At 59.2% G+C, this 21,519-nt stretch carries 29 protein-coding genes; all 29 read left to right on the top strand.

Going from position 1 to position 21,519, the window contains the following annotated elements:
- The first annotated feature begins 58 nt into the window (after positions 1-58).
- The 29 genes from EC919_RS23330 (at position 59) to EC919_RS23195 (ending at position 21,508) form a co-directional block, all read left to right on the top strand.
- On the top strand, positions 59-523 hold the full coding sequence (locus EC919_RS23330; RefSeq protein ID WP_133776672.1) for a hypothetical protein: 465 nt from the start codon (positions 59-61) through the stop codon (positions 521-523).
- Between the two features lie 331 nt (positions 524-854).
- Positions 855-1,172 (top strand): phage holin, lambda family, encoded by a 318-nt coding sequence (locus EC919_RS23325; RefSeq protein ID WP_074893635.1) that lies wholly within the window; start codon positions 855-857, stop codon positions 1,170-1,172.
- 41 nt (positions 1,173-1,213) lie between these two features.
- Positions 1,214-1,600, top strand: a complete 387-nt coding sequence (locus EC919_RS23320; RefSeq protein WP_133776753.1) for a hypothetical protein — start codon at positions 1,214-1,216, stop codon at positions 1,598-1,600.
- Complete coding sequence (gene lysC, locus EC919_RS27480) at positions 1,509-1,748, top strand: Rz1-like lysis system protein LysC (RefSeq protein WP_243842319.1); 240 nt, start codon at positions 1,509-1,511, stop codon at positions 1,746-1,748. Before EC919_RS23320 ends, lysC begins: the two co-directional genes overlap by 92 nt.
- 75 nt (positions 1,749-1,823) lie before the next feature.
- A complete protein-coding gene (locus EC919_RS23310) occupies positions 1,824-2,003 on the top strand; it encodes a hypothetical protein (protein WP_133776671.1) in 180 nt (59 codons plus the stop codon).
- Entirely contained in the window at positions 1,994-2,395 is a 402-nt protein-coding gene (locus EC919_RS23305; protein ID WP_133776670.1) for an HNH endonuclease, read from the top strand. The genes EC919_RS23310 and EC919_RS23305 overlap by 10 nt, the downstream gene beginning before the upstream one ends.
- 161 nt (positions 2,396-2,556) lie before the next feature.
- The gene (locus EC919_RS23300; protein WP_133776669.1) at positions 2,557-3,036 is read left to right on the top strand and encodes a phage terminase small subunit P27 family; all 480 of its coding nucleotides are present in this window, start codon (positions 2,557-2,559) and stop codon (positions 3,034-3,036) included.
- Positions 3,036-4,763 carry a terminase large subunit gene (locus tag EC919_RS23295; protein WP_133776668.1) on the top strand — a complete coding sequence of 576 codons (1,728 nt, stop codon included), beginning with the start codon at positions 3,036-3,038 and terminating at the stop codon, positions 4,761-4,763. Before EC919_RS23300 ends, EC919_RS23295 begins: the two co-directional genes overlap by 1 nt.
- A gap of 6 nt (positions 4,764-4,769) precedes the next feature.
- Positions 4,770-4,934, top strand: coding sequence for a hypothetical protein (locus EC919_RS27220; protein WP_166650616.1), 165 nt, complete (start codon positions 4,770-4,772; stop codon positions 4,932-4,934).
- Positions 4,927-6,264: a phage portal protein gene (locus tag EC919_RS23290; RefSeq protein ID WP_133776667.1), complete on the top strand. Its 1,338-nt coding sequence runs from the start codon at positions 4,927-4,929 to the stop codon at positions 6,262-6,264. The genes EC919_RS27220 and EC919_RS23290 overlap by 8 nt, the downstream gene beginning before the upstream one ends.
- Positions 6,261-6,962 carry an HK97 family phage prohead protease gene (locus tag EC919_RS23285; RefSeq protein ID WP_133776666.1) on the top strand — a complete coding sequence of 234 codons (702 nt, stop codon included), beginning with the start codon at positions 6,261-6,263 and terminating at the stop codon, positions 6,960-6,962. Before EC919_RS23290 ends, EC919_RS23285 begins: the two co-directional genes overlap by 4 nt.
- A gap of 9 nt (positions 6,963-6,971) precedes the next feature.
- A complete protein-coding gene (locus EC919_RS23280) occupies positions 6,972-8,225 on the top strand; it encodes a phage major capsid protein (RefSeq protein WP_133776665.1) in 1,254 nt (417 codons plus the stop codon).
- 50 nt (positions 8,226-8,275) lie between these two features.
- Positions 8,276-8,524, top strand: a complete 249-nt coding sequence (locus EC919_RS23275; RefSeq protein ID WP_133776664.1) for a hypothetical protein — start codon at positions 8,276-8,278, stop codon at positions 8,522-8,524.
- Between the two features lies 1 nt (position 8,525).
- Positions 8,526-9,002: a head-tail connector protein gene (locus tag EC919_RS23270; RefSeq protein WP_133776663.1), complete on the top strand. Its 477-nt coding sequence runs from the start codon at positions 8,526-8,528 to the stop codon at positions 9,000-9,002.
- Positions 9,002-9,337, top strand: coding sequence for a phage head closure protein (locus tag EC919_RS23265; protein WP_133776662.1), 336 nt, complete (start codon positions 9,002-9,004; stop codon positions 9,335-9,337). Before EC919_RS23270 ends, EC919_RS23265 begins: the two co-directional genes overlap by 1 nt.
- The gene (locus tag EC919_RS23260; protein ID WP_133776661.1) at positions 9,330-9,815 is read left to right on the top strand and encodes an HK97-gp10 family putative phage morphogenesis protein; all 486 of its coding nucleotides are present in this window, start codon (positions 9,330-9,332) and stop codon (positions 9,813-9,815) included. The genes EC919_RS23265 and EC919_RS23260 overlap by 8 nt, the downstream gene beginning before the upstream one ends.
- The gene (gene gp17, locus EC919_RS23255) at positions 9,812-10,180 is read left to right on the top strand and encodes a tail completion protein gp17 (RefSeq protein ID WP_133776660.1); all 369 of its coding nucleotides are present in this window, start codon (positions 9,812-9,814) and stop codon (positions 10,178-10,180) included. Before EC919_RS23260 ends, gp17 begins: the two co-directional genes overlap by 4 nt.
- A gap of 63 nt (positions 10,181-10,243) precedes the next feature.
- Positions 10,244-10,729 (top strand): phage tail tube protein, encoded by a 486-nt coding sequence (locus EC919_RS23250; protein WP_133776659.1) that lies wholly within the window; start codon positions 10,244-10,246, stop codon positions 10,727-10,729.
- A 9-nt stretch (positions 10,730-10,738) separates the two neighbouring features.
- Positions 10,739-11,164 carry a phage tail assembly chaperone family protein, TAC gene (locus EC919_RS23245; RefSeq protein WP_133776658.1) on the top strand — a complete coding sequence of 142 codons (426 nt, stop codon included), beginning with the start codon at positions 10,739-10,741 and terminating at the stop codon, positions 11,162-11,164.
- The gene (locus tag EC919_RS27960; RefSeq protein ID WP_133776657.1) at positions 11,140-11,373 is read left to right on the top strand and encodes a phage tail assembly protein T; all 234 of its coding nucleotides are present in this window, start codon (positions 11,140-11,142) and stop codon (positions 11,371-11,373) included. The genes EC919_RS23245 and EC919_RS27960 overlap by 25 nt, the downstream gene beginning before the upstream one ends.
- Positions 11,374-11,391: 18 nt before the next feature.
- On the top strand, positions 11,392-13,920 hold the full coding sequence (locus tag EC919_RS23235; RefSeq protein ID WP_133776656.1) for a phage tail tape measure protein: 2,529 nt from the start codon (positions 11,392-11,394) through the stop codon (positions 13,918-13,920).
- On the top strand, positions 13,910-14,248 hold the full coding sequence (locus EC919_RS23230; RefSeq protein ID WP_133776655.1) for a phage tail protein: 339 nt from the start codon (positions 13,910-13,912) through the stop codon (positions 14,246-14,248). The genes EC919_RS23235 and EC919_RS23230 overlap by 11 nt, the downstream gene beginning before the upstream one ends.
- A 7-nt stretch (positions 14,249-14,255) precedes the next feature.
- The gene (locus tag EC919_RS23225) at positions 14,256-15,005 is read left to right on the top strand and encodes a phage minor tail protein L (protein WP_133776654.1); all 750 of its coding nucleotides are present in this window, start codon (positions 14,256-14,258) and stop codon (positions 15,003-15,005) included.
- Between the two features lie 2 nt (positions 15,006-15,007).
- Complete coding sequence (locus EC919_RS23220; RefSeq protein ID WP_133776653.1) at positions 15,008-15,763, top strand: C40 family peptidase; 756 nt, start codon at positions 15,008-15,010, stop codon at positions 15,761-15,763.
- Positions 15,764-15,795: 32 nt separating this feature from the next.
- Positions 15,796-16,143, top strand: coding sequence for a hypothetical protein (locus tag EC919_RS23215; protein WP_133776652.1), 348 nt, complete (start codon positions 15,796-15,798; stop codon positions 16,141-16,143).
- 54 nt (positions 16,144-16,197) lie between these two features.
- Complete coding sequence (locus EC919_RS23210; RefSeq protein ID WP_133776651.1) at positions 16,198-16,815, top strand: tail assembly protein; 618 nt, start codon at positions 16,198-16,200, stop codon at positions 16,813-16,815.
- Positions 16,816-16,872: 57 nt separating this feature from the next.
- Entirely contained in the window at positions 16,873-20,478 is a 3,606-nt protein-coding gene (gene gpJ / locus EC919_RS23205; RefSeq protein ID WP_133776650.1) for a TipJ family phage tail tip protein, read from the top strand.
- The gene (locus EC919_RS23200; protein ID WP_133776649.1) at positions 20,478-20,774 is read left to right on the top strand and encodes a hypothetical protein; all 297 of its coding nucleotides are present in this window, start codon (positions 20,478-20,480) and stop codon (positions 20,772-20,774) included. The genes gpJ and EC919_RS23200 overlap by 1 nt, the downstream gene beginning before the upstream one ends.
- Before the next feature lie 53 nt (positions 20,775-20,827).
- The gene (locus EC919_RS23195; protein ID WP_133776648.1) at positions 20,828-21,508 is read left to right on the top strand and encodes a hypothetical protein; all 681 of its coding nucleotides are present in this window, start codon (positions 20,828-20,830) and stop codon (positions 21,506-21,508) included.
- Positions 21,509-21,519: the final 11 nt, after the last annotated feature.

Genomic DNA, 21,519 nt, shown 5'->3' with positions numbered 1-21,519 from the left:
AAAAGCTGGTGGAGCTGTGTCAATGTGTTGCCTTCTCAGCAATCGAAAGGAAGCACGCATGTCGAGATATGAAGATCTGCATCGAGTCTACAACGAAGTTAAAGAATCGAATGATGAGTACTGGCGCGATCTTCGACGCATGATTGACAGTATCAGGTCCGATTTTAGTAATTATCTAGACGTAGGCAATGACGTGATAAACGTTGCAGGCGTTACGAGACCGATAGTTGCGATCGGTGTGTCGGCCGAGGATGGAGCGTTCAAAAATTGGGCAACCAACAGCTTGCCGAAGCAGGATTCATCGATTGCGTTCGCCCTGTGTTTGAGTTTTCCACACGCGGCTGACGCTGAGCCAAAACCCGAATTCGTCTACGATCTGATGATTAAAAAAGACGTTCAGGGATACTGGGTGATAATCCCTGGCTGGCAAGATGAGTCATTCTGCGGGCCGGCTTTCACCAAGTTGTTTGACCGCTTAATTTCTTTAACGGGTGCGACTATTGAGAACGCCCGCAGGCTTTAATAACCATTCTGTAGTGATACCCCGCCAAGTGCGGGGTTTTTTGTATGTAGGACGCCATAGCCAGGGTGGTTCCTTCGGGAGTGGCCTGGACGTCGATAGCCGGCAGTGCGGCGTACGGAAATAACACCGGCAGCCTCTGAGCCCCATTACCTCGATTGCGCCGGGGCGGCTTTGGCAGGCAGCGTGGGAAGACACGCAACTATTTCGAGCCTCGGCATCTACCGGGGCTTTTTCGTTTTCAGTCCCGCCACACCCATCGCTCTAAGCTGGGAGTGCTGCGGGGCTGACTCATTTCCGATCCCGAAAGGGTGGATGTCGGACTACGACGAACATGCCTGAAAAATCACCTGACTTCTGGGCGCAGGTCTGGCTCGTCCTGTCGAATCCGCTCTGGCAAGGAGCGATCATGGCCGCAACCATTTCTCTATTGCGCGTGCTCTATGAAGGCAAAGAAGCCAACAAATGGCGCGTCGTGCTCGAGGCGCTGATCTGTGGTGCCTTGAGCCTGTCAGCAAGCAGCGTCATCGAATGGATGGCTTGGCCGTCGAGCCTGTCGGTAGCCGCCGGCGGCACGATCGGCTTTATCGGCGTAACCGCCATACGCGAACTGATCATCCGGTTCCTCGGACGCAAGGCGGACTCACTATGAGCCTCGAACCTGTCGTCGCAGTAGCCAAGGTTGGCTCCACGTTGCGAGCCATCGCGGTCGGCATCGTAATTGTCATCGTCATGGGCCTGCTGATTGCAATCCAGCAGATCCGCGTGGTCACGCTTCAAGGCGCGGTCACTGTCGAGGCCAAAGCCAAGCAGGAGGCCGTCGATGCCAACAAGGAAAGCCAGCTGACGATCACCACGCTGCGCGCCGAAGCAGAGCGCAACGCCGCGTACACCTCCGACCTGAGCAAGCGGATCAAAGCCAGCGAAGACAAGGCCAAAAAGGCCAAGAAGGATTTCGATGATCTCAAGCGCAACAGCAAACCTGTTCGTGATTGGGCTGCTCAGCCTTTGCCTGACGGCCTGCGCGGCAAAGCCGCAAGTGGTAACAAAGACAACAGCCATAAGGCTGGAAGCCCCTGAGCTGATCCCATGCGAGCGGGTGAATGCAGACGATACCGATCTGCGTGATAACGGCGACGTGTGGGAACTGAAGGATCAGGCCATCAAGCTGCTCGACACGTGCGCCGACCAGGTCGATGCGCAGATTCTTCGCAGTCAAAGCAAGTGAACGGACGGTGATTGATGGCCTGCTCTGGTTGCGCCGCACGGCGCGCATGGATCAACAAGTGGTCGAAGGTGGCATATGAGCGAGCAGCTGATCTCCTTACTGGAAAGAGTAACGGCAGCACAGGAAGCGCAGGCAACCGCGATGCAGACGATAGCGCATCGCCTCGACCTGCTGATCCAGGCGATGGCCGAGAATGAGCCTGAAGATCCTGATGCTCAACCACTCAGGTACATGGACGGCACACCATGCCGCTGAGATCGCAGCGACCCTGCAATGCCCAGGGCTGCAACGTGCTGACCCGGAACCCTCGGTACTGTGATGCGCACAAAGACGTGGGCAAGCGGTTCGAAGTCAAGCAGCGTGAGAAGCAGCGAGAGACCAGCAGCCAGCGAGGTTACAGCTACAAGTGGCAGCAGGCCCGCAAGTCATACCTGGCTAAGCACCCACTGTGCGCTGAGTGCGAGCGACGGGGATTGGTGGTGGAAGCTACCGATCTCGACCACATCGTGCCGCACGGCGGCGACAAAGAGGCGTTCTGGGTTCGCTCTAACTGGCAAGGCCTGTGTCACTCATGCCACAGCCGCAAGACGGCGGCAGAGGACGGCGGCTGGGGCAACGCGAAGGCGTCTCGCGCCGATGGCACGTGAATGAGAGCGATTCTCGTGAAATTTCATCGAAATTTGTGAAAATGAGAAATATTCCCATTTCCAGGGGTGGGGAGGGTCAAAAGTCTGGGGCCTTCGGCTTCTAGACCGCGCCCTCAGTCGTTTTTTTACACCCGCGAAATATAAAGTTCAGGAGTGGGCCCATGGCCGGGGTGAAGGGGAGGTCGGGCCGTACTCCCAAACCCACGGCCCAGAAGGCTCTCGCAGGTAATCCAGGCAAGCGCAAGCTAAATCATGCAGAGCCTCAGTTTTCCAAAATCACCCAGATCGACCCGCCTGAATGGTTGAGCGATCGCGCCTCAACCATGTGGAACATGATTGTTCCAGAGCTGCTCCGCGAGAACGTCGTCGCGATCACTGATCTGCATAACGTCGAAGCCTTCTGCAGCGCCTATGACAACTGGCGCCTGGCCCAGGAGTCGATCAAGGAGTTCGGCATTGTGGTGACCGGGGCCACCGGTGGCCCGATGAAGAATCCTGCCCTGACCGCGGCTAACGAAACGATGCGCCAGATGGTGACGTTCGGGTCGATGCTTGGCCTGGACCCCGCGAGCCGCACGCGCTTGATCGGCGGCAACAAAGAAAAGGAAACCAACGAGTTCGCCAAATTACTGAGTAGCTGATGACCAAATCCACCCACCCGAACGTCGACAAGGCGACGGCGTGGGGTCGTTCATTGCTCCGGGGAAAGGTGCCGGCGTGTCGTTACATTCATCAGGCCGTGCAGCGCCACTTCGACGACGTGGCTGCCAGCCGCAAGCGCGGCTTCCGTTTCAAGTTCGACCCGGTCAAGGCCGAGAAGAAACTCAAACTGATGCAGCTCCTACCGCACACAAAGGGCGAGTGGGCTTTCAAGCGCCAGCTGATCAGTCTGGAGCCGTGGCAGTTGTTCGGGCTGGCGGTCACTTTCGGCTGGGTCAAAAAGAAGGGTGGCTACCGCCGGTTTCGTGAGAGTTACTGGGAAGTGCCACGCAAGAACGGCAAATCCGTGGTCGCCGGCGGCGTCGGAATCAGCATGTTCGTCGCTGATGGGGAGTTCGGTGCCGAGGTGTACGCCGGCGCGACCACAGAGAAACAAGCGTGGGAAGTTTTCCGGCCGGCAAAGCTGATGGTCACCAAGTCGCCAATGCTGATCCAGGCGGCAGGGATAGAGGTCAATGCCTCGAACATGAACATCCCGTCTGACTTCAGCCGTTTCGAGCCTCTGATCGGCGATCCAGGCGACGGTGCGTCACCGAGCTGCGCGATCGTGGACGAATACCACGAGCACCGGACATCGGCCCAGTACGACACGATGCTGACGGGGATGGGCGCAAGGCGTCAGCCGCTGATGTTCATCATCACCACCGCCGGCGCCGATATCGAAGGTCCTTGCTACGACAAGCGCCGCCAGGTGATCGAGATGCTCGAAGGCACCGTGCCTGATGAAGAGCTTTTCGGCTGGATCTGGACGCTGGACGAGGGTGACGACTGGACCGACCCGAAGATGCTGGCAAAGGCCAACCCAAATCACGGGGTTTCGGTGTTTCAGGAATACCTGGAAAGCCAGCAGGCGAGGGCCATTCGGTCCGCACGCTTTGCCAACACGTTCAAAACCAAGCACCTCAACCTGTGGGTAAGCGCCAAGTCCGGCTTCTTCAACATGGAGAGCTGGAAAGCCTGCGAGGACACCACGCTGACTCTCGAGCAGTTCGAGGGGCAGGAGTGGATTGCCGGGTTCGACCTGGCCCGCAAGCTTGATATGAACTCAAGAGCGCGCCTGTTCTGGCGGATCATCGACGGAAAGACCCATTACTACAGCGTCGGTCCCAAATTCTGGGTCCCTTACGACACTGCGTACAACACCGATAACAAGCGCATGTCCGAACGCTTCCAGGCTTGGATCATATCGGGGCATCTGGAAGTAACCGACGGCGCAGAGATCGATTACCGCGAAATACTCGAGGACACCAAGGAGGCCAATCATCAGGCGCCGTTGCGCGAATCGCCCATCGATCCCCATGGCGCGACTGGGCTGACTCATGACCTCGACGACGAAGGCTTCAACCCGGTAACGATTACGCAGAACTACACCAACATGTCAGACCCGATGAAGGAGCTGGAGGCCGCTGTGGCCGCTGGAAGGTTCCATCATGACGGCAACCCGATCATGACCTGGTGTATCGCCAACGTTATTGGCAAGAACATGCCCGGTAATGATGACGTGGTCCGCCCGATCAAGCAGGGCGATGACAACAAGATCGATGGCGCGGTGGCACTGATCATGTCGATCGGGCGAGTACTCATCCTGGTCAATGACGGCGCCGGCGATATCGGCGATTTCTTCTCAAACCCAATCATCGTTGGATAACAACTCATGGACAAAGGCCTGACACTTTTCATCGTGGTGGCCGTGGCCGCGCTTTGCCTGCTGGTGGCCGGCGTGTTCTTGCTGGCCGGCCTCGGCTGGTCGCTGATTGCTGGCGGCGCGGCATGTCTTGTAGCGGCTGGCTTTATCCGCAAGGGGCTGATCCTTGAGTAAGCCATTAACGTCAGTGCTACGGCAGGCGCTCATCAAATCCGCAGAGCCCAGCGGTATCAAGTCATCCCTCGCAGGCTGGGTGGGACGCCGGATCGGGCTCAGTGATGGGAGCTTCTGGAACAGCTTTTATGGGACGGACTCGTCGTCTGGCAAGACAGTCAGCCAGCAGACGGCCCTTCAACTCTCCACGGTGTGGGCATGCGTGCGCTTAATCGCGGAAACTCTGGCGACGTTGCCTATCGCGCTGTACGAAACCCGCGACGGGGCACCAGTCGTCGCCACGTCGCATCCGGTACACCGGGTCATCAGCGTTCAACCAAACGCGGACCAGACTCCGGTCGAGTTCTGGGAGTGCGTGGTGGCCAGCCTGCTCTTGCACGGCAATGGGTTCAATCAGCCGCATCTGAGCGGGCGCCAGGTGATCAGCCTTGATTTCCTGTTGCCACAGAACATGTCCCCGCCTCGGCGGCTGAACGACGGCACCATCGAATATCGCTACTCCGACCACAACGGCAAGATAGTGGTGCTGACGGACGAGGAGATGATGCATATCCGCGGCTTCGGTACTGACCCGATGTGCGGACTCAGTCCGCTTTCAATGGGTCGCAATGTGTTTGGCGCGGCAATGGCTGCAGATGAGTCTGCCAGCAAGATGTTCGCCAACGGCATGAAGCTGGGCGGCGTCCTGTCGACTGACCAGATCCTCAAAAAGGATCAGCGCGAGGACATTCGCGGTGACATGGCGGCGCAGTTCGCCGGCGCGGCCAACACCGGGAAGACGATGGTCCTGGAAGCTGGAATGAAGTACCAGCAGATCGCGATGACCCCGGAGGATGCGCAGATGCTGCAGACCCGTGCGTTCAACGTCGAGGAGATCTGCCGCTGGTTCCGCGTTCCCCCATGGATGGTCGGACACACCTCCAACAGCACCAGTTGGGGCACCGGCATGGAGCAGCAGATGATCGGCTTCCTGACGTTCACCCTGCTGCCCTGGATGAAGCGCATAGAGCAAAGCATCAATCGCCGCCTTCTGCGTCCCGAGGAGCGCCGGACCTTCTACGCCAAATTCAACCCCGAAGGGCTACTTCGCGCAGATAGTGCGGCGCGTGCCCAGTTCTACAGCTCGATGACCCAGAACGGGATCTACACCCGGGACGACTGCCGTCTGAAAGAGAACATGCCGCCAATGGGTGGCAACGCGGGAGTACTCACCGTGCAATCCAACATGCTCCCGATCGATCAGCTTGGCGGCGACGCTGGCGACGCCCAGCAGGCGCGCTCGGCCCTGCTCGACTGGCTCAACGACAAGCCAAAAGGTAATTCTGAATGAAACGAAAAGACCAGGTGCAGGCGGTCAAGTACCGCTCATTCGACTATGACGTGAAGGCTGTCGGCGAAGACGGCCTTTTTTCTGGCTACGGTTCCGTGTTCGGAGTCGTGGACAGTTACAACGAGGTGGTTGCCCCGGGCGCCTTCCTCGAGTCGATCGCAGACGCCAAGTCAAAAGGCCGGACCTTTCCTGTGCTCTGGCAGCACAGAACGGGCGAGCCTATCGGCAGCTGGGATATCGAAAGCCTGAAAGAAGACGATCGCGGTCTCTTTGGTTCGGGCGAACTCTGGCTCAGCGATGCGCCATACGCGCGGATTGCACAGCGAGGCATGAAGACCCGATCCATCACTGGCCTGTCCATCGGTTACTACGTCCGCGCATCCACTCGCGATGAAAAGACCGGTATTCGCACCCTGACCAAGCTGGACCTGATCGAGATTTCCATTGTGACGGTACCGGCCAACGACGAGGCGCGCACCGACACCATCAAGTCAAAGCTGGCCCACGGAGGTTTGCCTTCACTACCCGAATTTGAGCTGCTCCTGCGTGAGGCAGGCTTCTCGAAGACTCAATCTGCGGTGATTGCCAACCGTGGATTGCAGCACCTGCTCCGGAGCGAGTCCGCGGGCGATCTGGCTGAACTTGAACTCGTCGAGGCGCTGAAGTCGCGCCCGGCACTGTCTCTCCCATCGTTTTGAGGATTCACCATGCATAACGCCATGAGCAACCTGGCTCGCGCCGAAAGTCGTCAAATGGAGCGTAAAGAACACGCTGACGACAAAGTCCAGCTGAAAGCAGTCAGCGATCTGCTGGATCAGCGCGACAAGGAAATTAAGGCTTTCGCCGAGAAGGCCAGCCAAGAAATCAAAGAGCACGGCACCATCCTGACCGATACCAAAACGGTACTGGACGGTTTGGTCAAAGATGGCCTGGGCCTGCAAGACCGCCTCCAGGAAGTTGAACAGAAGCTGGCCCGCCGCTTCTCTGCCAACGACCCGATTGATCTGAAGTCCGCCGGCGAGGAGTTGTCGGACTCGGAAGACTTCAAGGCGCTCCAAACCCGTGGCCGCGGTATCGCGCGCGTTGGTCGCAAGGCTGTCACCAACATCACCAGTGCCACCACCGGCACCGGCGGCGTTGGCGTTGGCATCCAGCCGGCCCGCGTCCCTGGCGTCTTCGCCGAGCCTGAACGTCAGTTCGTTATCCGCGACCTGATCATGCCGGGGCGCACCGCTTCGACTTCTGTCGAGTTCGTTCAGGAGACCGGCTTCCAGAACATGGCCGGGATTCAGGCGAAAGAAGGGGACATGAAAGCGCAGTCCGATCTGTCGTTCGCCCTGAAGACCACCAACGTCGTGACCATCGCACACTGGTTCCGAGCTTCTAAGCAGGTGCTGTCGGATATCCCTCTGCTGCAAAGCTACATCAACGGCCGTGCGATCTATGGCCTGAAGTACAAGGAAGAGGACCAGCTGATTGCCGGTAACGGTGTTGCTGGCAACCTTCTGGGCCTCATTCCGCAGGCCACGGCGTTCAACAACGCGCTGCGCAAGACCGGCGACACGAAGATCGACACCCTGCGCCGCGCCATCCTGCAGGTGCGCGTTGCTGAATACCGCGCATCCGCGATCGCGCTGAACCCGGTCGATTGGGCAGACATCGAGCTGACCAAGGATGCGAACGGCTCCTACATCTGGGTCAACGTCCAGGAAGGTGGTGCCCAGCGTCTCTGGAAACTGCCGGTGGTGGACAGCAACGCCGTTCCTGAAGGCGAGTTCCTGGTGGGCGCGATGAACATCGCGGCCCAGGTCTTCGATCGTGAAGAAGCTGCTGTCGAAGTGTCCACCGAAGACGGCGACAACTTCCGCACCAACATGGTCACCATCCGCGCCGAAGAGCGCCTGGCACTGGCGGTTTACCGTCCAGAATCCTTTGTCCACGGCGACTTCGACGCGGCGTAAGCCAAATCGCCTTCACAGGAGCGCGCCCGGGCAACCGGGCGTGACCACTGATGCCAGATATCACCGTAACGGCCATCAAAGGTTTCAACACTGATGGGCTGAATACAGAAGAAAAATATGCGCGGCGAGGCTCGAAGATCACCGTCGACGAGATCGTGGCGCGCGACCTGCTGCTGAGCGGCCTGATCGAGGATTACGACGTGAAGAACTCCCCCGATCCGCAGAACAAGCAGGGGCCCAAGCCCGAGAACAAGTCGGGCGGAAAGCCAAAGCCGGACCCCAACAAAAAGGCCGACTGACATGAGCGTGATCGACATCGAGCTGGCGATGCATCACCTCCTGGCAGAGCCAGATGACCAGGTGCTTATTCAGGCCCAGCTTGATGCGGCGGAGGAAGCGGCGAAGCAGTTCATGCAGCGCCGCTTTTTCCTCGATCAGGCCACCTTGGACGTGACCAAAGCCAACGTAGCAGCGCGCCTGAGCGCTTGCAGATTGTCATACGACGCGGCGAAGGCTGGCGCCGATCTTATTCAGCATGATGAGGATCGGTGTCGGCTGCTGGATCAGGCTTGGCGTGCATACATCGAAGCCGTGGAAGACATCGACATGGACGCCTACGGGATCGTTATGAATCCGGCCATCAGGGCTGCGTGCTTGCTGAAGCTGGGCCACCTGTATGCGAACCGCGAGGAGGTAGTCGCTGGATCGACGGTCGCCGAGCTGCCGCTTGCTTCGAAGTCCCTGCTGATGCCTTACCGCATCGGGATGGGTGTTTGATGCGCGCCGGGCGGTTGCGGCACCGCATTACCATCCAGCGGCCGCATTACGATCAGGACCCGGTCACTGGGGAAATGGTCACCAGCTGGGTCGATGCCTGGGCCAAGGTACCGGCGGCAGTCGAGCCGGTGTCGGTCACGCAATTTGTCGCTGCCGCCGCGCCGCAAAACCGAGTGGCCGTCAGGATCATCATTCGGTACCGCGCTGGCGTTGAACCAGCCATGCGCATCCTGTACCGGCTAAAGATCTATGACATTCAGGGTGTGCTGGCGGATGCCGACAGCGGCCTTGATTATCTGACCTTGGCATGCAGCGAGGGCGTGACTGATGGCTGACACGGTGCAGTTCAGCCTGACCGGCATTGGTTCACTCGTCGCCAAGCTGGAGGCTGTGTCGTACGACGTCAAGCGCAAAGGCGGTCGAGCCGCGCTGCGCAAGGCTGCGCAGGTAGTGGCCGACAAAGCCAAGGAGGGCGCACAGAAGCTCGACGATGCATCGACAGGACGCTCGATCGCAAAGAACATCGCGTTGCGCTGGAATGGCCGACTGTTCAAGGCATCGGGCGATCTAGGGTTCCGCGTCGGCGTTCTTCATGGTGCCAAAATCGCCAAAAAGGGCAATCCCGATGAGGGCGCGGCGGGACCAACGCCGCACTGGCGGTTCTTCGAGTTCGGCACCGCCAAGATGGCGGCTAATCCCTTCATGCGTAAGGCGCTGGCGGACAACATCAGTCTGGCCACAGATACGTTCATCACTGAATACGAGAAGGCCATAGACCGGGCGATCCGGCGCGCGGCAAAGGCGGGCAAATGAAATACCCACCCATTTTCCAGGTGGCCACTGCCGATCCGGCGGTAAGGGCACTGATCGGGGAAAGCCCTGTACGGTTTTTCCTGTTCGGCATGGCGCCAGAAAAGCCCGCTGGCACTTACTGCGTTTGGCAGGTGATTAACGGCAGCCCTGACAACTACTTGGCCGGTCGACCTGATGTTGAGGCATACGGCCTGCAGGTTGACGTCTACGCCACGACGGCCGCAGGCGCTCGAGCGGCTGGACAGGCCATCGAGTACGCCATCGAGCTTGCCGCCCGCGTCACGAGTTACAACGGCGAGACCCGCGACACCGAGAGCATGCTCTACCGCTACAGCTTCGACGTCGACTGGATCGTCCAGCGATAACGGATAACCCGAAACCGACCCGCCCTGAGCGGGTTTTTTTGTGCCCGACATTTGGAGATCACCATGTCGATTCTGTCCCAAGGAACCCAGATTTACGCGCTGGTGCCGCCGTTGTCCGGTACCGGTCCAAAGACCGTGCTCGCCATCGAATGCGCCACTGCCTTCAGCCCGGGCGGGGCTCCGGCTGACCAGATTGAAGACACGTGCCTGGAAGACCAGGAGCGCAGTTACAAGAAAGGACTGCGCACACCAGGGCAGGCTTCGCTGACGGTAAACGCTGACCCGAACAACCCTAGCCACATCCGTTTGCACCAGCTCTCCGAAGCCAACGGCGACACCACCATTGATTGGGCGGTGGGCTGGTCTGACGGAACCGAAGCCCCGACAGTTTCGGGTGATGGGTTCGATCTCCCTGAAACCCGCACCTGGTTCACGTTCCGCGGCTACGTCTCAGACTTTCCATTCGACTTCGCGGCGAATGCCGTCGTAAGTACCGCGGCAACCATCCAGCGTTCCGGCGGTTCCGCCTGGATCCGCAAGACCACATAAGGCCACAGCATGAAACTCACTCTGGAAAGCCTTAAATCGGTCGGCGCCTTCACGGGCCGGCCGGTGGAAAAGGAAATCAAGTGGTCGCAGGGCGATGACGAGTTCATCGCGACGGTGTTTATCCGCCCGTTGGGCTATCAAGCGGCGGTCAGCGATGTGACAGCGCTGAACGGCAAGCACGACAGCCTGGCCGGCCGCATCGCCGCCAGTGTCTGCGACGAGAACGGCAATGCTGTTTTCACCGTTGGGGATATCACCGGGACGGCTGACCCCGAGCGGGGAGCCCTCGACGGCCGTCTCACCGTAGCGCTGCTCGCCGCTATTTTCGAGGTGAACAACCTGGGAAAGACGACGCCCTTACCGACGGAGAAGAGCTCTGGCACGAACTCGCGGTCACGTTCGGTTGCACGATCGCGGAAGCCCAAGAGCGCTTAAGCCTTCGTGAATACAACCGCTGGGCAAAGTACCGGCGGGAACGTGGCTCTTTGAACGTGGGGGCCAGGGTCGAGCGCAGCGTGGCGTTACTGACCACCATCTACGCGAACCGGATATCCAAGGACGGCGGCTTTAAGCTCGCTGACTTCTTGCCGCACGAGCGGGCACGAGAGGTCAGCCTTGAGGAAGCGATGGAGGCATGGGTGTGAATTTCTCGGAGAAGATGAATGGCCGGTAACTCACTGGGCACGCTCACGCTGGATCTGATTGCAAAGATCGGGGCATTTACCGGGCCGCTCGACAAGGCGAGCCAGGACGCGAAGAAGCGAACGGCTGAAATTTCCAAGTCGTTCGACAGCCTTGCAAAGGGTGTAGGCGCGGCTGTGGGCTCAATCCCGGCGGTGCTTACTGCACTCGTTGTTCACTCTGCAAGCGTGGCGAAGGAGATATCTAACCAGGCCGCGCTGGCGGGGCTGGGCACGACTGAGTTTCAGAAGTACGCCGCCGGCGCGCAGAGCGTGGGCGTCGAACAGGACAAGCTGGCCGACATTTTCAAAGACACGAACGACAAGCTCGGGGACTTCGCGAATACGGGCGGTGGAGCTCTCAAGGATTTTTTCACCAACATTGCGCCTAAGGTTGGCCTGACAGCCGATAGCTTCAAGAAGCTCAACAGCAAGGACGCGCTGGCGCTGTACGTGACAAGCCTCGAGAAGGCCAATGTCAACCAGCAGGAGATGACCTTCTACATGGAGGCCATTGCCAGCGACTCCACCGCACTTGTGCCACTGCTGCGCAATGGAGGCAAGGCATTCGATGAGCTGGGCGCTGCAGCCGAAGCTGCGGGCGTTGTCATGGACGAAGGAACCATCGCGGCCGCCAAACAGTTCGGGATAGAAATTCAAGGACTCGAGCAGTACCTGACCTCCGCCAAGACCATGCTTGCCGCCGAGTTTCTCCCGGTGCTGGCTCAGTTCACCAAGGATCTGAACACATCGGCGAAGGATGCCGGCGGGCTCAAAGGGGTAGTGGGTGGCTTAGGCGACAAGCTTGTGGAAACGACTGCATTTGTCGTGAATGCAGGGGACGGCGTTGCTCGAGTCTTCAAGATCATTTCGAACACCCTGATTGGAACGTTTTCAACCGCAACTGGATACCTGCAGAAGCTCGACTCCAGCGGCCAGATGGCCCTCTCACAGCTTTCCTTCGGAGACACTTCGAAGAAGTTCAAGGAAAACGCCGCTCAAATGGCGGCGTCCGGTGACCTGAGTTTTGGTATTGCTCGGGAAGCAGCCGGAGAGATAACAAAAGAGCTTGAAACCCCATTGGCCGGTGACAGGTTCAAAGACTATGTCGCCAACGCCAAGAAGGCCGCAGCCGAGCTGGCGAAGACGAATGTATCCATTACTCCGGGCAAAGGTTCGGGCGTCGACCCGGCAGCTATCGCAGCAGCTGCGGCGGCCGCGAAGAAGACTGCATCTGATGCTGCTGCCGCTGCAAAGAAGATCCAAGAGTCGTTTTCGGATTCAGAGACAGATCTGCAACGACAGATCGAACTGATTAACACCTCGGTGGATGCAAGAAAAAATGCCACTGAGGTTTCGAAACTGCAGTTCGAGGTCGAATCTGGAAAGCTGGTCGGCATCAATGCTCAGCAGCAGAAGCGGTTGCTTGGGCTTGCGTCCGAGCTGGATGCAAAGAAACAGCTCAAGCAGGCCAACGAGGACGAGGCGAAGGCAGCCGCTTATGCGGCCACGCTGAACGCCGCCAACCAGACCGCCAAATCCGGCTTTGATCAAGAGATCGCGGCCGTTGGCATGGGTGACAAAGCGCGCGATCGCCTGAAGCAGGATCTGGCCATCCAGGAGGATTACAACCAGCAGATGGCTGATCTGCAGAAGCAATTGAACACAGGCGACATCACCCAGGAACAATTCACCAAGCAAACTGGGCAACTCAAAGACGCCCTCGCCAAGCGCCTAGCTATCCAGCAGGACTATTACAAGGGGCTGGATGCGGCCCAGGCGGATTGGGTCAACGGGGCAACCGCGGCCCTCGCGAACTATCTGGACAGTGCGCAGGACATTTCCGGACAGACGCAGACATTGTTCACCAGTGCCTTCAGCTCTATGGAGGATGCAGTCACAAACTTCGCGCTGACGGGCAAGCTCTCGTTCGCCGACTTTGCCAAGTCGGTGCTGGCGGACATGGCTCGCATCGCTGCCCGTCAGGCGGCCAGCGGCCTGCTGTCAGCCGGCGTCTCTGCCGTCGGCGGATTGTTTGCCGGCGGTGGGGGGACCGCAGGCGCTACCCAAGCTGATTACACCGGATCGGCTTTCTCTAACTGGGCGAGCACTCAGGCAAAGGGCGGCGCTTGGGCAAACGGAATTCAGATGTTCGCCAAGGGCGGCGCGTTCACGAATGGACTCGTTTCTTCACCGACCACTTTCGGGATGGCAGGAGGAAATGTCGGACTCATGGGCGAGGCTGGGCCGGAAGCGATTCTGCCTCTCTCGCGTACATCCGATGGGTCTTTAGGCGTCAAGGCGATCGGCGGGGGGAGTCCTGCATCTTCCACGCAGGTGCTCATTCAGCAAACGATCGCTGTGCCCGAGTCCAGTGGTGGAAATTCCGCGCAGGACATGCAGGCCGTCGGCCAGGCTTACGCGGACACCGCCAAGCGGGGCGCGCAGCAAGCAATCGCCGAAGAGCTTCGGCCTGGCGGGGCAATTTGGAGAGTCATAAATGGCCGTTGAGACGTTCACCTGGTGTCCGGGGATTGATGCCGCCAGCGCTCCGGAGTATCGAACTCGGTCATCAAAATTTGGTGATGGATATGAGCAGGTGGTTGGGGATGGCATCAACAACCGCGTTGACAGTTGGTCCCTGACCTTTGTGGTCGGTAAAGCCACAGCGCTGGAAATCAAAGCCTTTCTGGATCGTCACGGCAATTTCAAATCGTTTTTCTGGACGCCCCCTCTCGGCGAGCTAAGTTTCTGGCGCGCCACCGCGCCGGCAGTGAGCCCCAAGGGCGCGGGCATTTACACCCTAACAACCACGTTCACCCAGTCATTCAAGCCATAGGACAAACATGCCACTGATCAAAGATATCCAGGTGCTCGAGCCTGGTAGTGAAGTGCTGCTGTTTGAATTGGATGGGTCTGATTTCGGCGCGGATGTGTTGCGGTTTCACGGTCACTCCATCCCATATACAGCCGCCGAGTTGATCGCTGCTGGCGCCGATGCCGATCAGCTGCCTGCTAAGGCGATCTGGTGGCAGGGGGAGGAATACGGCGCCTGGCCGATGCAGATCGACGGCATCGAGGCCACGGGCGATGGCACGGCAGTACGCCCGACGCTCTCGGTGGGCAACGTCAACGGCAGGATCACGGCGTTGTGCCTAGCCTTCGAGGATCTGCTGGATTTCAAGCTGACGATGCGGCACACCCTGGGCACGTATCTGGATGCCGAGAACTTCGCCGGCGGCAATCCTGACGCGGATCCCTCGCAGGAGACGATCGAGGTCTGGTTTCTAGACCAAAAGACATCGGAGAACGGGTCGAGCGTGTCGTGGGAGTTGGCGAGCCCGGGCGATGTGGGTGGCGAATCAATTGGGCGGCAGATGACGACGCTGTGCCACTGGTGCCTGACCGGTGGGTACCGCGGCCCCAACTGCAATTACACCGGCCCATACCGGGACAAGGATGGAAACCTCACCGACGATCCAGAAAAGGACGAGTGCGACGCGACTCTGGGACGTGGTTGTGTGCCTCGCTTCGGTGAGGGCAACCCCTTGCCATTTGGCGGCTTCCCTGCCGTGTCCCTGATCGCCAGGAGCTAACCATGCTGAAACATATTGTCAAGGCGGTTCAGGCGCACGCCGCCGCCGATTACCCTCGCGAGTGTTGCGGGCTGCTGATTAGCATCGGGCGCAAGCAGCAGTACATACCGTGCACGAACACCGCGGCTGATCCCAATGAAGAGTTTCGGATCTCGCCGGCGGATTACGCCGCCGCCGAGGACCTGGGCGAAGTGATCGGCATCGTCCACTCGCACCCTGACGCCACGAGCAGGCCTTCGCCACGCGATCTGGCGATGTGCGAGGCGACAGAATTGCCCTGGCACATCCTCAGCTGGCCAGAAGGTGATCTGCGAACGATCGTTCCCACCGGCAATACGCCGCTGCTGGGCCGTCCCTTTGTGCACGGTGCCTGGGATTGCTGGCAGATCTGCGCTGATTGGTACAAGAGCGAATGGGGGCTGGAGTTCGATGTCTTCAAACGGGAGGACGGTTGGTGGGAGCACGCCGATGGCCCGAGCCTGTACGAGCAGGCCTATGAGTCGGCGGGCTTTGAGCGGGTGGGCACGCCGCAACGGGGAGACATGATTGTCATGGAAGTCGGGCGCACGAAACACCCGAACCACGCTGGCATTTACCTCGGCGCAGATCCAAGCCTGCCGGACGAAGCGACGGCGGTGCACGGCGCCGGCCCGTTCCTGCTCCACCACATGTACGGGAGGCCGTCCGAGATCATCATCTTCGGCGGCCCGTGGCACGACCGCACTCGGCTGATACTTCGCCATCGCGACTCCCGGTGATACGCTCAGTCCTTTATCAATGAGGGACCATCATGCGAAATTTAGTTGCAGCGCTCGCCGTTGCTCTGTTGGCCGGATGTACTACTCCATCCGATCTTAGAAATACCAATCCGGTGTTCACAGCATCCACTCAAAAAAGCCCAAAACAATACGCATTGTGTGTCCTTCCTAAATGGCAGGATCTCAATGCTGGCGCGTCAATGAGCGAAACAGAAACTGGCTATCGCTTGATATTGGCGAATCCCGGTGTAGGGCAAACTGACGAAGTGCTTGAAGTTTCTCGGACGCAAAATGGTTCTATTGTTAAACATTTCCAACGAATTGCTTGGCAACAACTTGGACGGGGCGCGGTTTCAGACGCTGTTCGATCCTGTATCTGATGAGCGTTGCGCCTCTCATGCCGCCTCCGGGCGGCTTTTTTGTCTGGAGCTTATATGGGAAGTACAGCCATTCACTACGACGCGATGACGACCATTGAGCTGTGGGGGGCATTAGGTAGGAAGCTCGGCAAGATACATTCGAGGCTGCTCGACACTGGGAAGTCATGGGAGGTATTCAAAGCACTTCAGGTTTCCCTGCCCGGCTTCAAAGACGAGGTCGATCGATTGCACCGACTGGGAATGCGGTTTGCCATTTTCCGGAATAAGCAGAACGTCGGTGAATCGCAGTTTGACCTTGGTGGCACCAGACACCTACGAATTGTCCCGGTCATATCCGGGAGCAAGCGCGCCGGCGTGCTGCAGACTGTTGTCGGCATCGTGATGGTTGTGGCCTCATTTTTTGTGCCTGGCAGTACACCCTTCGCCCTCGGTGCTTCATCTGCCTTGCTTAGTGGCGGCATAGCGATGACCGCTGGAGGTGTCATTCAACTGTTGAGCCCTCAAGCAAAGAGCCTGAGCCAAAGTGCGTCACCCGACAACTTGCCGTCATACGCGTTTGGCAGTGCCAAGAACACGACTGCCAGCGGCAACCCTGTCGCGATCTGCATCGGCGAACGCCGGTGGGGTGGCGCGATTATCTCTGCATCGATTCTCGCTGAAGACAAAACCTGAATTTGAACTGGAAGACCTGACCGCCGATTGGCGGTTTTTTTATGCCTGGAGGAAAGCATGGGCGCAGCTGAGCAAGTGGATATCTGGGGCGCCAAAGGCGGCAGTAGCAGCCCGAAGGCGCCGACGGAGGCAACCGACAGCCTGCGTTCCACCAACTTGGCCAAGATCCTGATCGCGGTGGGCGAGGGCGAGTTTGAAGGCGTGCCCACGGCCGCCGACATTTTCCTGGATAACACGCCGATAAACGACGCCAGCGGCAACGTCAATTTCCCGAATGTGAAGTGGGAGTGGCGCTCCGGCTCCGTTGAACAGGATTACATCCCCGGTATCCCGTCAGTCGAGAACGAAACCACCATCAACGTCGAGCTGCGCAGCGACAGCCCGTGGATTCGCTCGATCACCAACGTCCAGCTTTCTGCCGTGCGTATTCGGCTCGCTTGGCCAGCGCTGCAGCGGCAGGATGATGAGGGCAATGTCGGCGGGTACCGCATCGAGTATGCCGTTGACCTGGCCACCGACGGCGGCGCCTACGTACAGGTGCTGTCCGAGGCTGTGGACGGAAAGACCACGACCCGGTATGAGCGCTCCCGCCGTATCGATTTGCCGCCGGCGACTTCTGGCTGGCAGATCCGCGTGCGCCGCCTGACAGCGAACCAGAACACCAACAAGATCGCCGACACGATGCTTGTCGCCGGTCTGACTGAGGTGATCGACGAGAAGCTCCGCTACCCGAACACCGCGCTTCTGTACGTCGAATTCGACGCGGAGCAGTTCAGCAACATTCCGGCTGTGACCATCAAGTGCAAGGGCCGCAAGTGGCAGGTCCCAAGCAACTACGACCCGGTCGCGCGCTCCTATACCGGCGTCTGGGACGGGACTTTTAAGCAGGCATGGACCAACAACCCTGCGTGGGTCACCTACGGCATCTGCACGGTTGACCGCTTCGGACTTGGCAAGCGCATCAAGCCGTACATGGTCGACAAGTGGGAGCTGTACCGGATCGCCCAGTATTGCGATCAACTGGTGTCGGACGGCATCAGCGGGCAGGAACCACGCTTCCTCTGCGACATGAACCTCCAGGGCAAGGCGGATGCATGGACGCTGCTACGCGACATCTCGGCGATTTATCGGGGCATGACTTACTGGGCGCAGGGCCAGCTCGTGATGCAGGCGGACATGCCCCGCGCGCAGGACTTCGACTACGTGTTCACCCGGGCCAACGTGATTGGCGGGGAAATGAACTACGGCAGCGCCTCGGCAAAGACGCGCTACACGCGCGCAATCGTCAGCTACGACAACCCGGCCAACAACTACGACACCGACGTGACTGCCTATTCGGACTTGGCGTTGCAGCGACGTTTCGACGACAGACCCACCGAGATCAGCGCGATCGGCTGCACCCGGGCGTCGGAGGCTCAGCGCCGCGGGAAATGGGTGGTGATGAGTAACAGCCAGGACCGAACCATCACGTTCAAGACCGGCATGGAAGGCGCGATACCACTGCCGGGCTACATCATTCCGGTGGCCGACTCGCTGCTGGCCGGGCGCGAAGTCGGCGGCCGTATCTCTGCCGCCGCCGGCCGCGTGGTGACGCTCGACCGGGACACCATGGCCAAGGCTGGCGACAGGTTGATCATCAACCTGCCCAGCGGCCAAGCGCAGGCGCGCACGGTGCAGTCTGTGAATGGTCGTGCGATCACAGTCACTACCGCGTACAGCCAAACCCCAGGCCCCGAGCTCCAGTGGGCGCTCGATGCAGATGATCTGGCCATTCCGCTGTTCCGTGTTTTGAGCACCAAACGGACTACTGAAGGGGACTACGAGATCTCGGCGCTGCAATACGAGCCAGGGAAGTTCGCCTACATCGACACCGGCGCGCGCCTCGAGGAACGGCCGATCAGTGTGATTCCGCTCACTGTCGTTCCGGCGCCGGCGAGCGTGACATTGGCCTCGACCACTGCGATCGCGCAGGGCCTCGCTGTCACCACCATGACGATCGCCTGGCCCGCGGTAAATGGCGCGGTGGGCTATGACGTCGAGTGGCGAAAGGACAACGGCAATTGGATCAAGGTGCAGCGCACCGGCGCAAACAGCGTCGATATCGTCGGCATCTATTCCGGCTCGTACCTGGCGCGCGTTCGGGCAGTCAGTGCCTATGACATCTCGTCGGTATGGCGAAACTCGATACTGACCCAGCTCAACGGCAAGGAGGGGTTGCCGCCGGCAGTGACTTCACTGACAGCCTCGGCGCTGGTCTATGGCATTCATCTTCAGTGGACTTTCCCACCTGGTGCAGAAGACACCCAGCGGACCGAGATATGGAGCAACGGCACGAACAATCTGGCGACGGCCACGAAACTGTCGGATTTCGCCTATCCGCAAGCCACGCACGAGATGCACAACCTGAACGTTGGGACCAGCCTGTTCTTCTGGGCGCGCCTCGTGGATCGAAGCGGGAATGTCGGCCCATGGCATCCAGCCGTTAACGGCGTCAATGGCCAGGTCAGCAGGGACCAGGCCGAATACGAAAAGTATTTCTTGGGGAAAATCCAGGCGTCCGCCCTGTCCGAGCAGCTGTTTTCCGAGATCGGCAAGATATCCGGGGATGGGGACGGCTCGGTCAATGAACGCATTGCTGAGCTTAAAAGCGAGATTGGTGCGATCACCGATGCACTGGCTTACGTGCCGACTGATCCCTACGTGCGCGATAACACGGTCAGGGTTGGCGACAACCTATGGACCGCGATCATCGACGTGCCGGCCAAAGCCGACGGCTCGAACGGGCCGCCTAACCCGACGTATTGGGTTAACAGCGGCCAGTCGATCCGAGCCGCGAACGGTTTGGCCGCGCAGGTCACGAAGAACACCACTGACATCACAACGATTGACGGCAAGACCACCTCTACAGCATCTCAGCTTCAGGCCCTTCAAGCTTCCTATCGGGAGGACAGCGGTGAAGGTGAGCTCGCCGATGCACTCAAAGGATGGGACAGCACCGCCAGTTACGCGCAAGAGGTCAAGGTCCGCACGGAGCAAGACTTTGCGCAGACACAGCGGGTCACCCTGCTGGATGCACGGGTTGGCGGAAATGAGTCGAAGATAAGCATTGTCGAAACGACGATGGCCACTGACAGGCAGGCCACTGCTCAGCAGATCACAACGCTTAATGCGACAGCCAATGGCGCTACAGCCAGCGCCGAAACAGCCACTAGGGCGGTCTCGGCACTTGGCGGCAAGGTTTCGTCGCTCACGACCATAAAAACATCCACCACGGTCGGCGGGCGAACGGTCATGGCGGGACTCGCCATAGGTGTCGAGGGCCAGCAGCAGGAGTCCCAGATTCTCGCTTTCGCTCAGCGGTTCGCGATTCTGGACGAGGCGAGCGGCACGATGATTGCGCCGTTCGTGGTGCAGGGAGGGCAAGTGTTCATCAACACCGCAATCATCAGTACGGCCTTCATCAAGGAGCTGATTCTCGGGATGACCTTGAAGTCCGCGGCGGTCGACAGCCAGGGCCTCCCATTGCTGGAGATCAATGTGCCGGCTGGAACGCTGACCCTTCGTGGTCAGACCTCGGATGGGTCGCTGCTGCTGAACAACAACGGCATGTTCGCCTACGACGGCGCCGGGACAGAGCGCGCTGCGTTCGGGAAAATCGGCTGATGGCTTATTACGGCGCAAGGACACGCAATGCCCAGGGGGGCGTGACTCTGGACACGTCCGTCATGACGATTCGGTCGATAGTGACTAAACAGGTCACGGTCCCCCCGGTCACAAGCGACTTCACCAGCTTCATATCGATGCCGGAAATTACCTCGACCTCGTTTGTGTGCGTAACGCTTGCGAATCAGACGAACGAAGAGCAGACCCTGCCGTCGGTGTTTTGGTCGACCGGGCAGCTTCGCGTGAGGCGCGGTGCGGGAGTACTGCTGAATGTCTTTATTCTGACCTACCAATAAGGTGACGTATGTCTTATGGGTTTAGATCCCGGAACGGATCTAACCTGGTTCAAGTGACCAGCGAAAACCGAGTGCTGTCCGTTGTCGGGTCTGGCAACTATAGGATTGGAAAGCCCTCCGATGCCTCAATTACCATATCAACCGCGGTGATTACGTACGCCGCACCGATAACGACAATCGAACCGCCACTCATTTTCCTCAATCCCACAAATCAGGGCATGTATCACACACTGCTGCACGCGGGTGGGGCAGGCAACTGGACCGGCTTTGCCTTCAAACTGATGCTGATGTCCCCTTTCAATAGCTCAGATTGCAGCGGTCGTTGGCTTGTCGCGACCTTCACGTCCAAATCCGTCCCAAACAAATACGATCTCCGGCTCAGGAACGCCGCTACTGAACAAATCTTTGTGGGCTCTGACAACCTGCTGATCATGACTGGTGTTCCTTCAAATGAGGGTTGGACTCAGGATGGCAGGGCCGGGTCTGTATCGGGGATTAACTGGACCGGTTATCAAACAGCATGGACGGGCTCCTACGAGGACTACTTCTTGGCCTCGACATTGCTCGGCGGGAAAAACTACAACGGCAACACCAGTCGCGAAACGCCCTGCGGTTTTCATGCGGGTGTTCGCGGCACTTTGAATGGCTATATGGGTGCACTGGCCGGCACCGAGATAGGCACCGACAAAAACGGCAGAACTACTTTCGCAGCTCGCCCAATGCGGCCTGTTTAATCCCCCGGGGC

It is taken from the genome of Pseudomonas graminis (assembly GCF_004364335.1).
Classification (GTDB): Bacteria; Pseudomonadota; Gammaproteobacteria; order Pseudomonadales; family Pseudomonadaceae; genus Aquipseudomonas; species Aquipseudomonas graminis_D.
This window is presented reverse-complemented; position numbering and strand designations above follow the sequence as displayed.

Bases quoted from the DNA above. Each gene is read 5' to 3' on its own strand.
- EC919_RS27220 (WP_166650616.1), top strand. From the start codon at position 4,770: ATGGACAAAGGCCTGACACTTTTCATCGTGGTGGCCGTGGCCGCGCTT.
- EC919_RS23210 (WP_133776651.1), top strand. From the start codon at position 16,198: ATGGGAAGTACAGCCATTCACTACGACGCGATGACGACCATTGAGCTG.
- EC919_RS23200 (WP_133776649.1), top strand. From the start codon at position 20,478: ATGGCTTATTACGGCGCAAGGACACGCAATGCCCAGGGGGGCGTGACT.
- EC919_RS23275 (WP_133776664.1), top strand. From the start codon at position 8,276: ATGCCAGATATCACCGTAACGGCCATCAAAGGTTTCAACACTGATGGG.
- EC919_RS23235 (WP_133776656.1), top strand. From the start codon at position 11,392: ATGGCCGGTAACTCACTGGGCACGCTCACGCTGGATCTGATTGCAAAG.
- EC919_RS23265 (WP_133776662.1), top strand. From the start codon at position 9,002: ATGCGCGCCGGGCGGTTGCGGCACCGCATTACCATCCAGCGGCCGCAT.
- EC919_RS23305 (WP_133776670.1), top strand. From the start codon at position 1,994: ATGCCGCTGAGATCGCAGCGACCCTGCAATGCCCAGGGCTGCAACGTG.
- EC919_RS23280 (WP_133776665.1), top strand. From the start codon at position 6,972: ATGCATAACGCCATGAGCAACCTGGCTCGCGCCGAAAGTCGTCAAATG.
- EC919_RS23330 (WP_133776672.1), top strand. From the start codon at position 59: ATGTCGAGATATGAAGATCTGCATCGAGTCTACAACGAAGTTAAAGAA.
- EC919_RS23325 (WP_074893635.1), top strand. From the start codon at position 855: ATGCCTGAAAAATCACCTGACTTCTGGGCGCAGGTCTGGCTCGTCCTG.
- EC919_RS23250 (WP_133776659.1), top strand. From the start codon at position 10,244: ATGTCGATTCTGTCCCAAGGAACCCAGATTTACGCGCTGGTGCCGCCG.
- EC919_RS23225 (WP_133776654.1), top strand. From the start codon at position 14,256: ATGCCACTGATCAAAGATATCCAGGTGCTCGAGCCTGGTAGTGAAGTG.
- EC919_RS23295 (WP_133776668.1), top strand. From the start codon at position 3,036: ATGACCAAATCCACCCACCCGAACGTCGACAAGGCGACGGCGTGGGGT.
- EC919_RS23300 (WP_133776669.1), top strand. From the start codon at position 2,557: ATGGCCGGGGTGAAGGGGAGGTCGGGCCGTACTCCCAAACCCACGGCC.
- EC919_RS23230 (WP_133776655.1), top strand. From the start codon at position 13,910: ATGGCCGTTGAGACGTTCACCTGGTGTCCGGGGATTGATGCCGCCAGC.
- EC919_RS23260 (WP_133776661.1), top strand. From the start codon at position 9,330: ATGGCTGACACGGTGCAGTTCAGCCTGACCGGCATTGGTTCACTCGTC.
- EC919_RS23215 (WP_133776652.1), top strand. From the start codon at position 15,796: ATGCGAAATTTAGTTGCAGCGCTCGCCGTTGCTCTGTTGGCCGGATGT.
- EC919_RS23285 (WP_133776666.1), top strand. From the start codon at position 6,261: ATGAAACGAAAAGACCAGGTGCAGGCGGTCAAGTACCGCTCATTCGAC.
- EC919_RS23270 (WP_133776663.1), top strand. From the start codon at position 8,526: ATGAGCGTGATCGACATCGAGCTGGCGATGCATCACCTCCTGGCAGAG.
- EC919_RS23310 (WP_133776671.1), top strand. From the start codon at position 1,824: ATGAGCGAGCAGCTGATCTCCTTACTGGAAAGAGTAACGGCAGCACAG.
- gpJ (WP_133776650.1), top strand. From the start codon at position 16,873: ATGGGCGCAGCTGAGCAAGTGGATATCTGGGGCGCCAAAGGCGGCAGT.
- gp17 (WP_133776660.1), top strand. From the start codon at position 9,812: ATGAAATACCCACCCATTTTCCAGGTGGCCACTGCCGATCCGGCGGTA.
- EC919_RS23220 (WP_133776653.1), top strand. From the start codon at position 15,008: ATGCTGAAACATATTGTCAAGGCGGTTCAGGCGCACGCCGCCGCCGAT.
- EC919_RS23245 (WP_133776658.1), top strand. From the start codon at position 10,739: ATGAAACTCACTCTGGAAAGCCTTAAATCGGTCGGCGCCTTCACGGGC.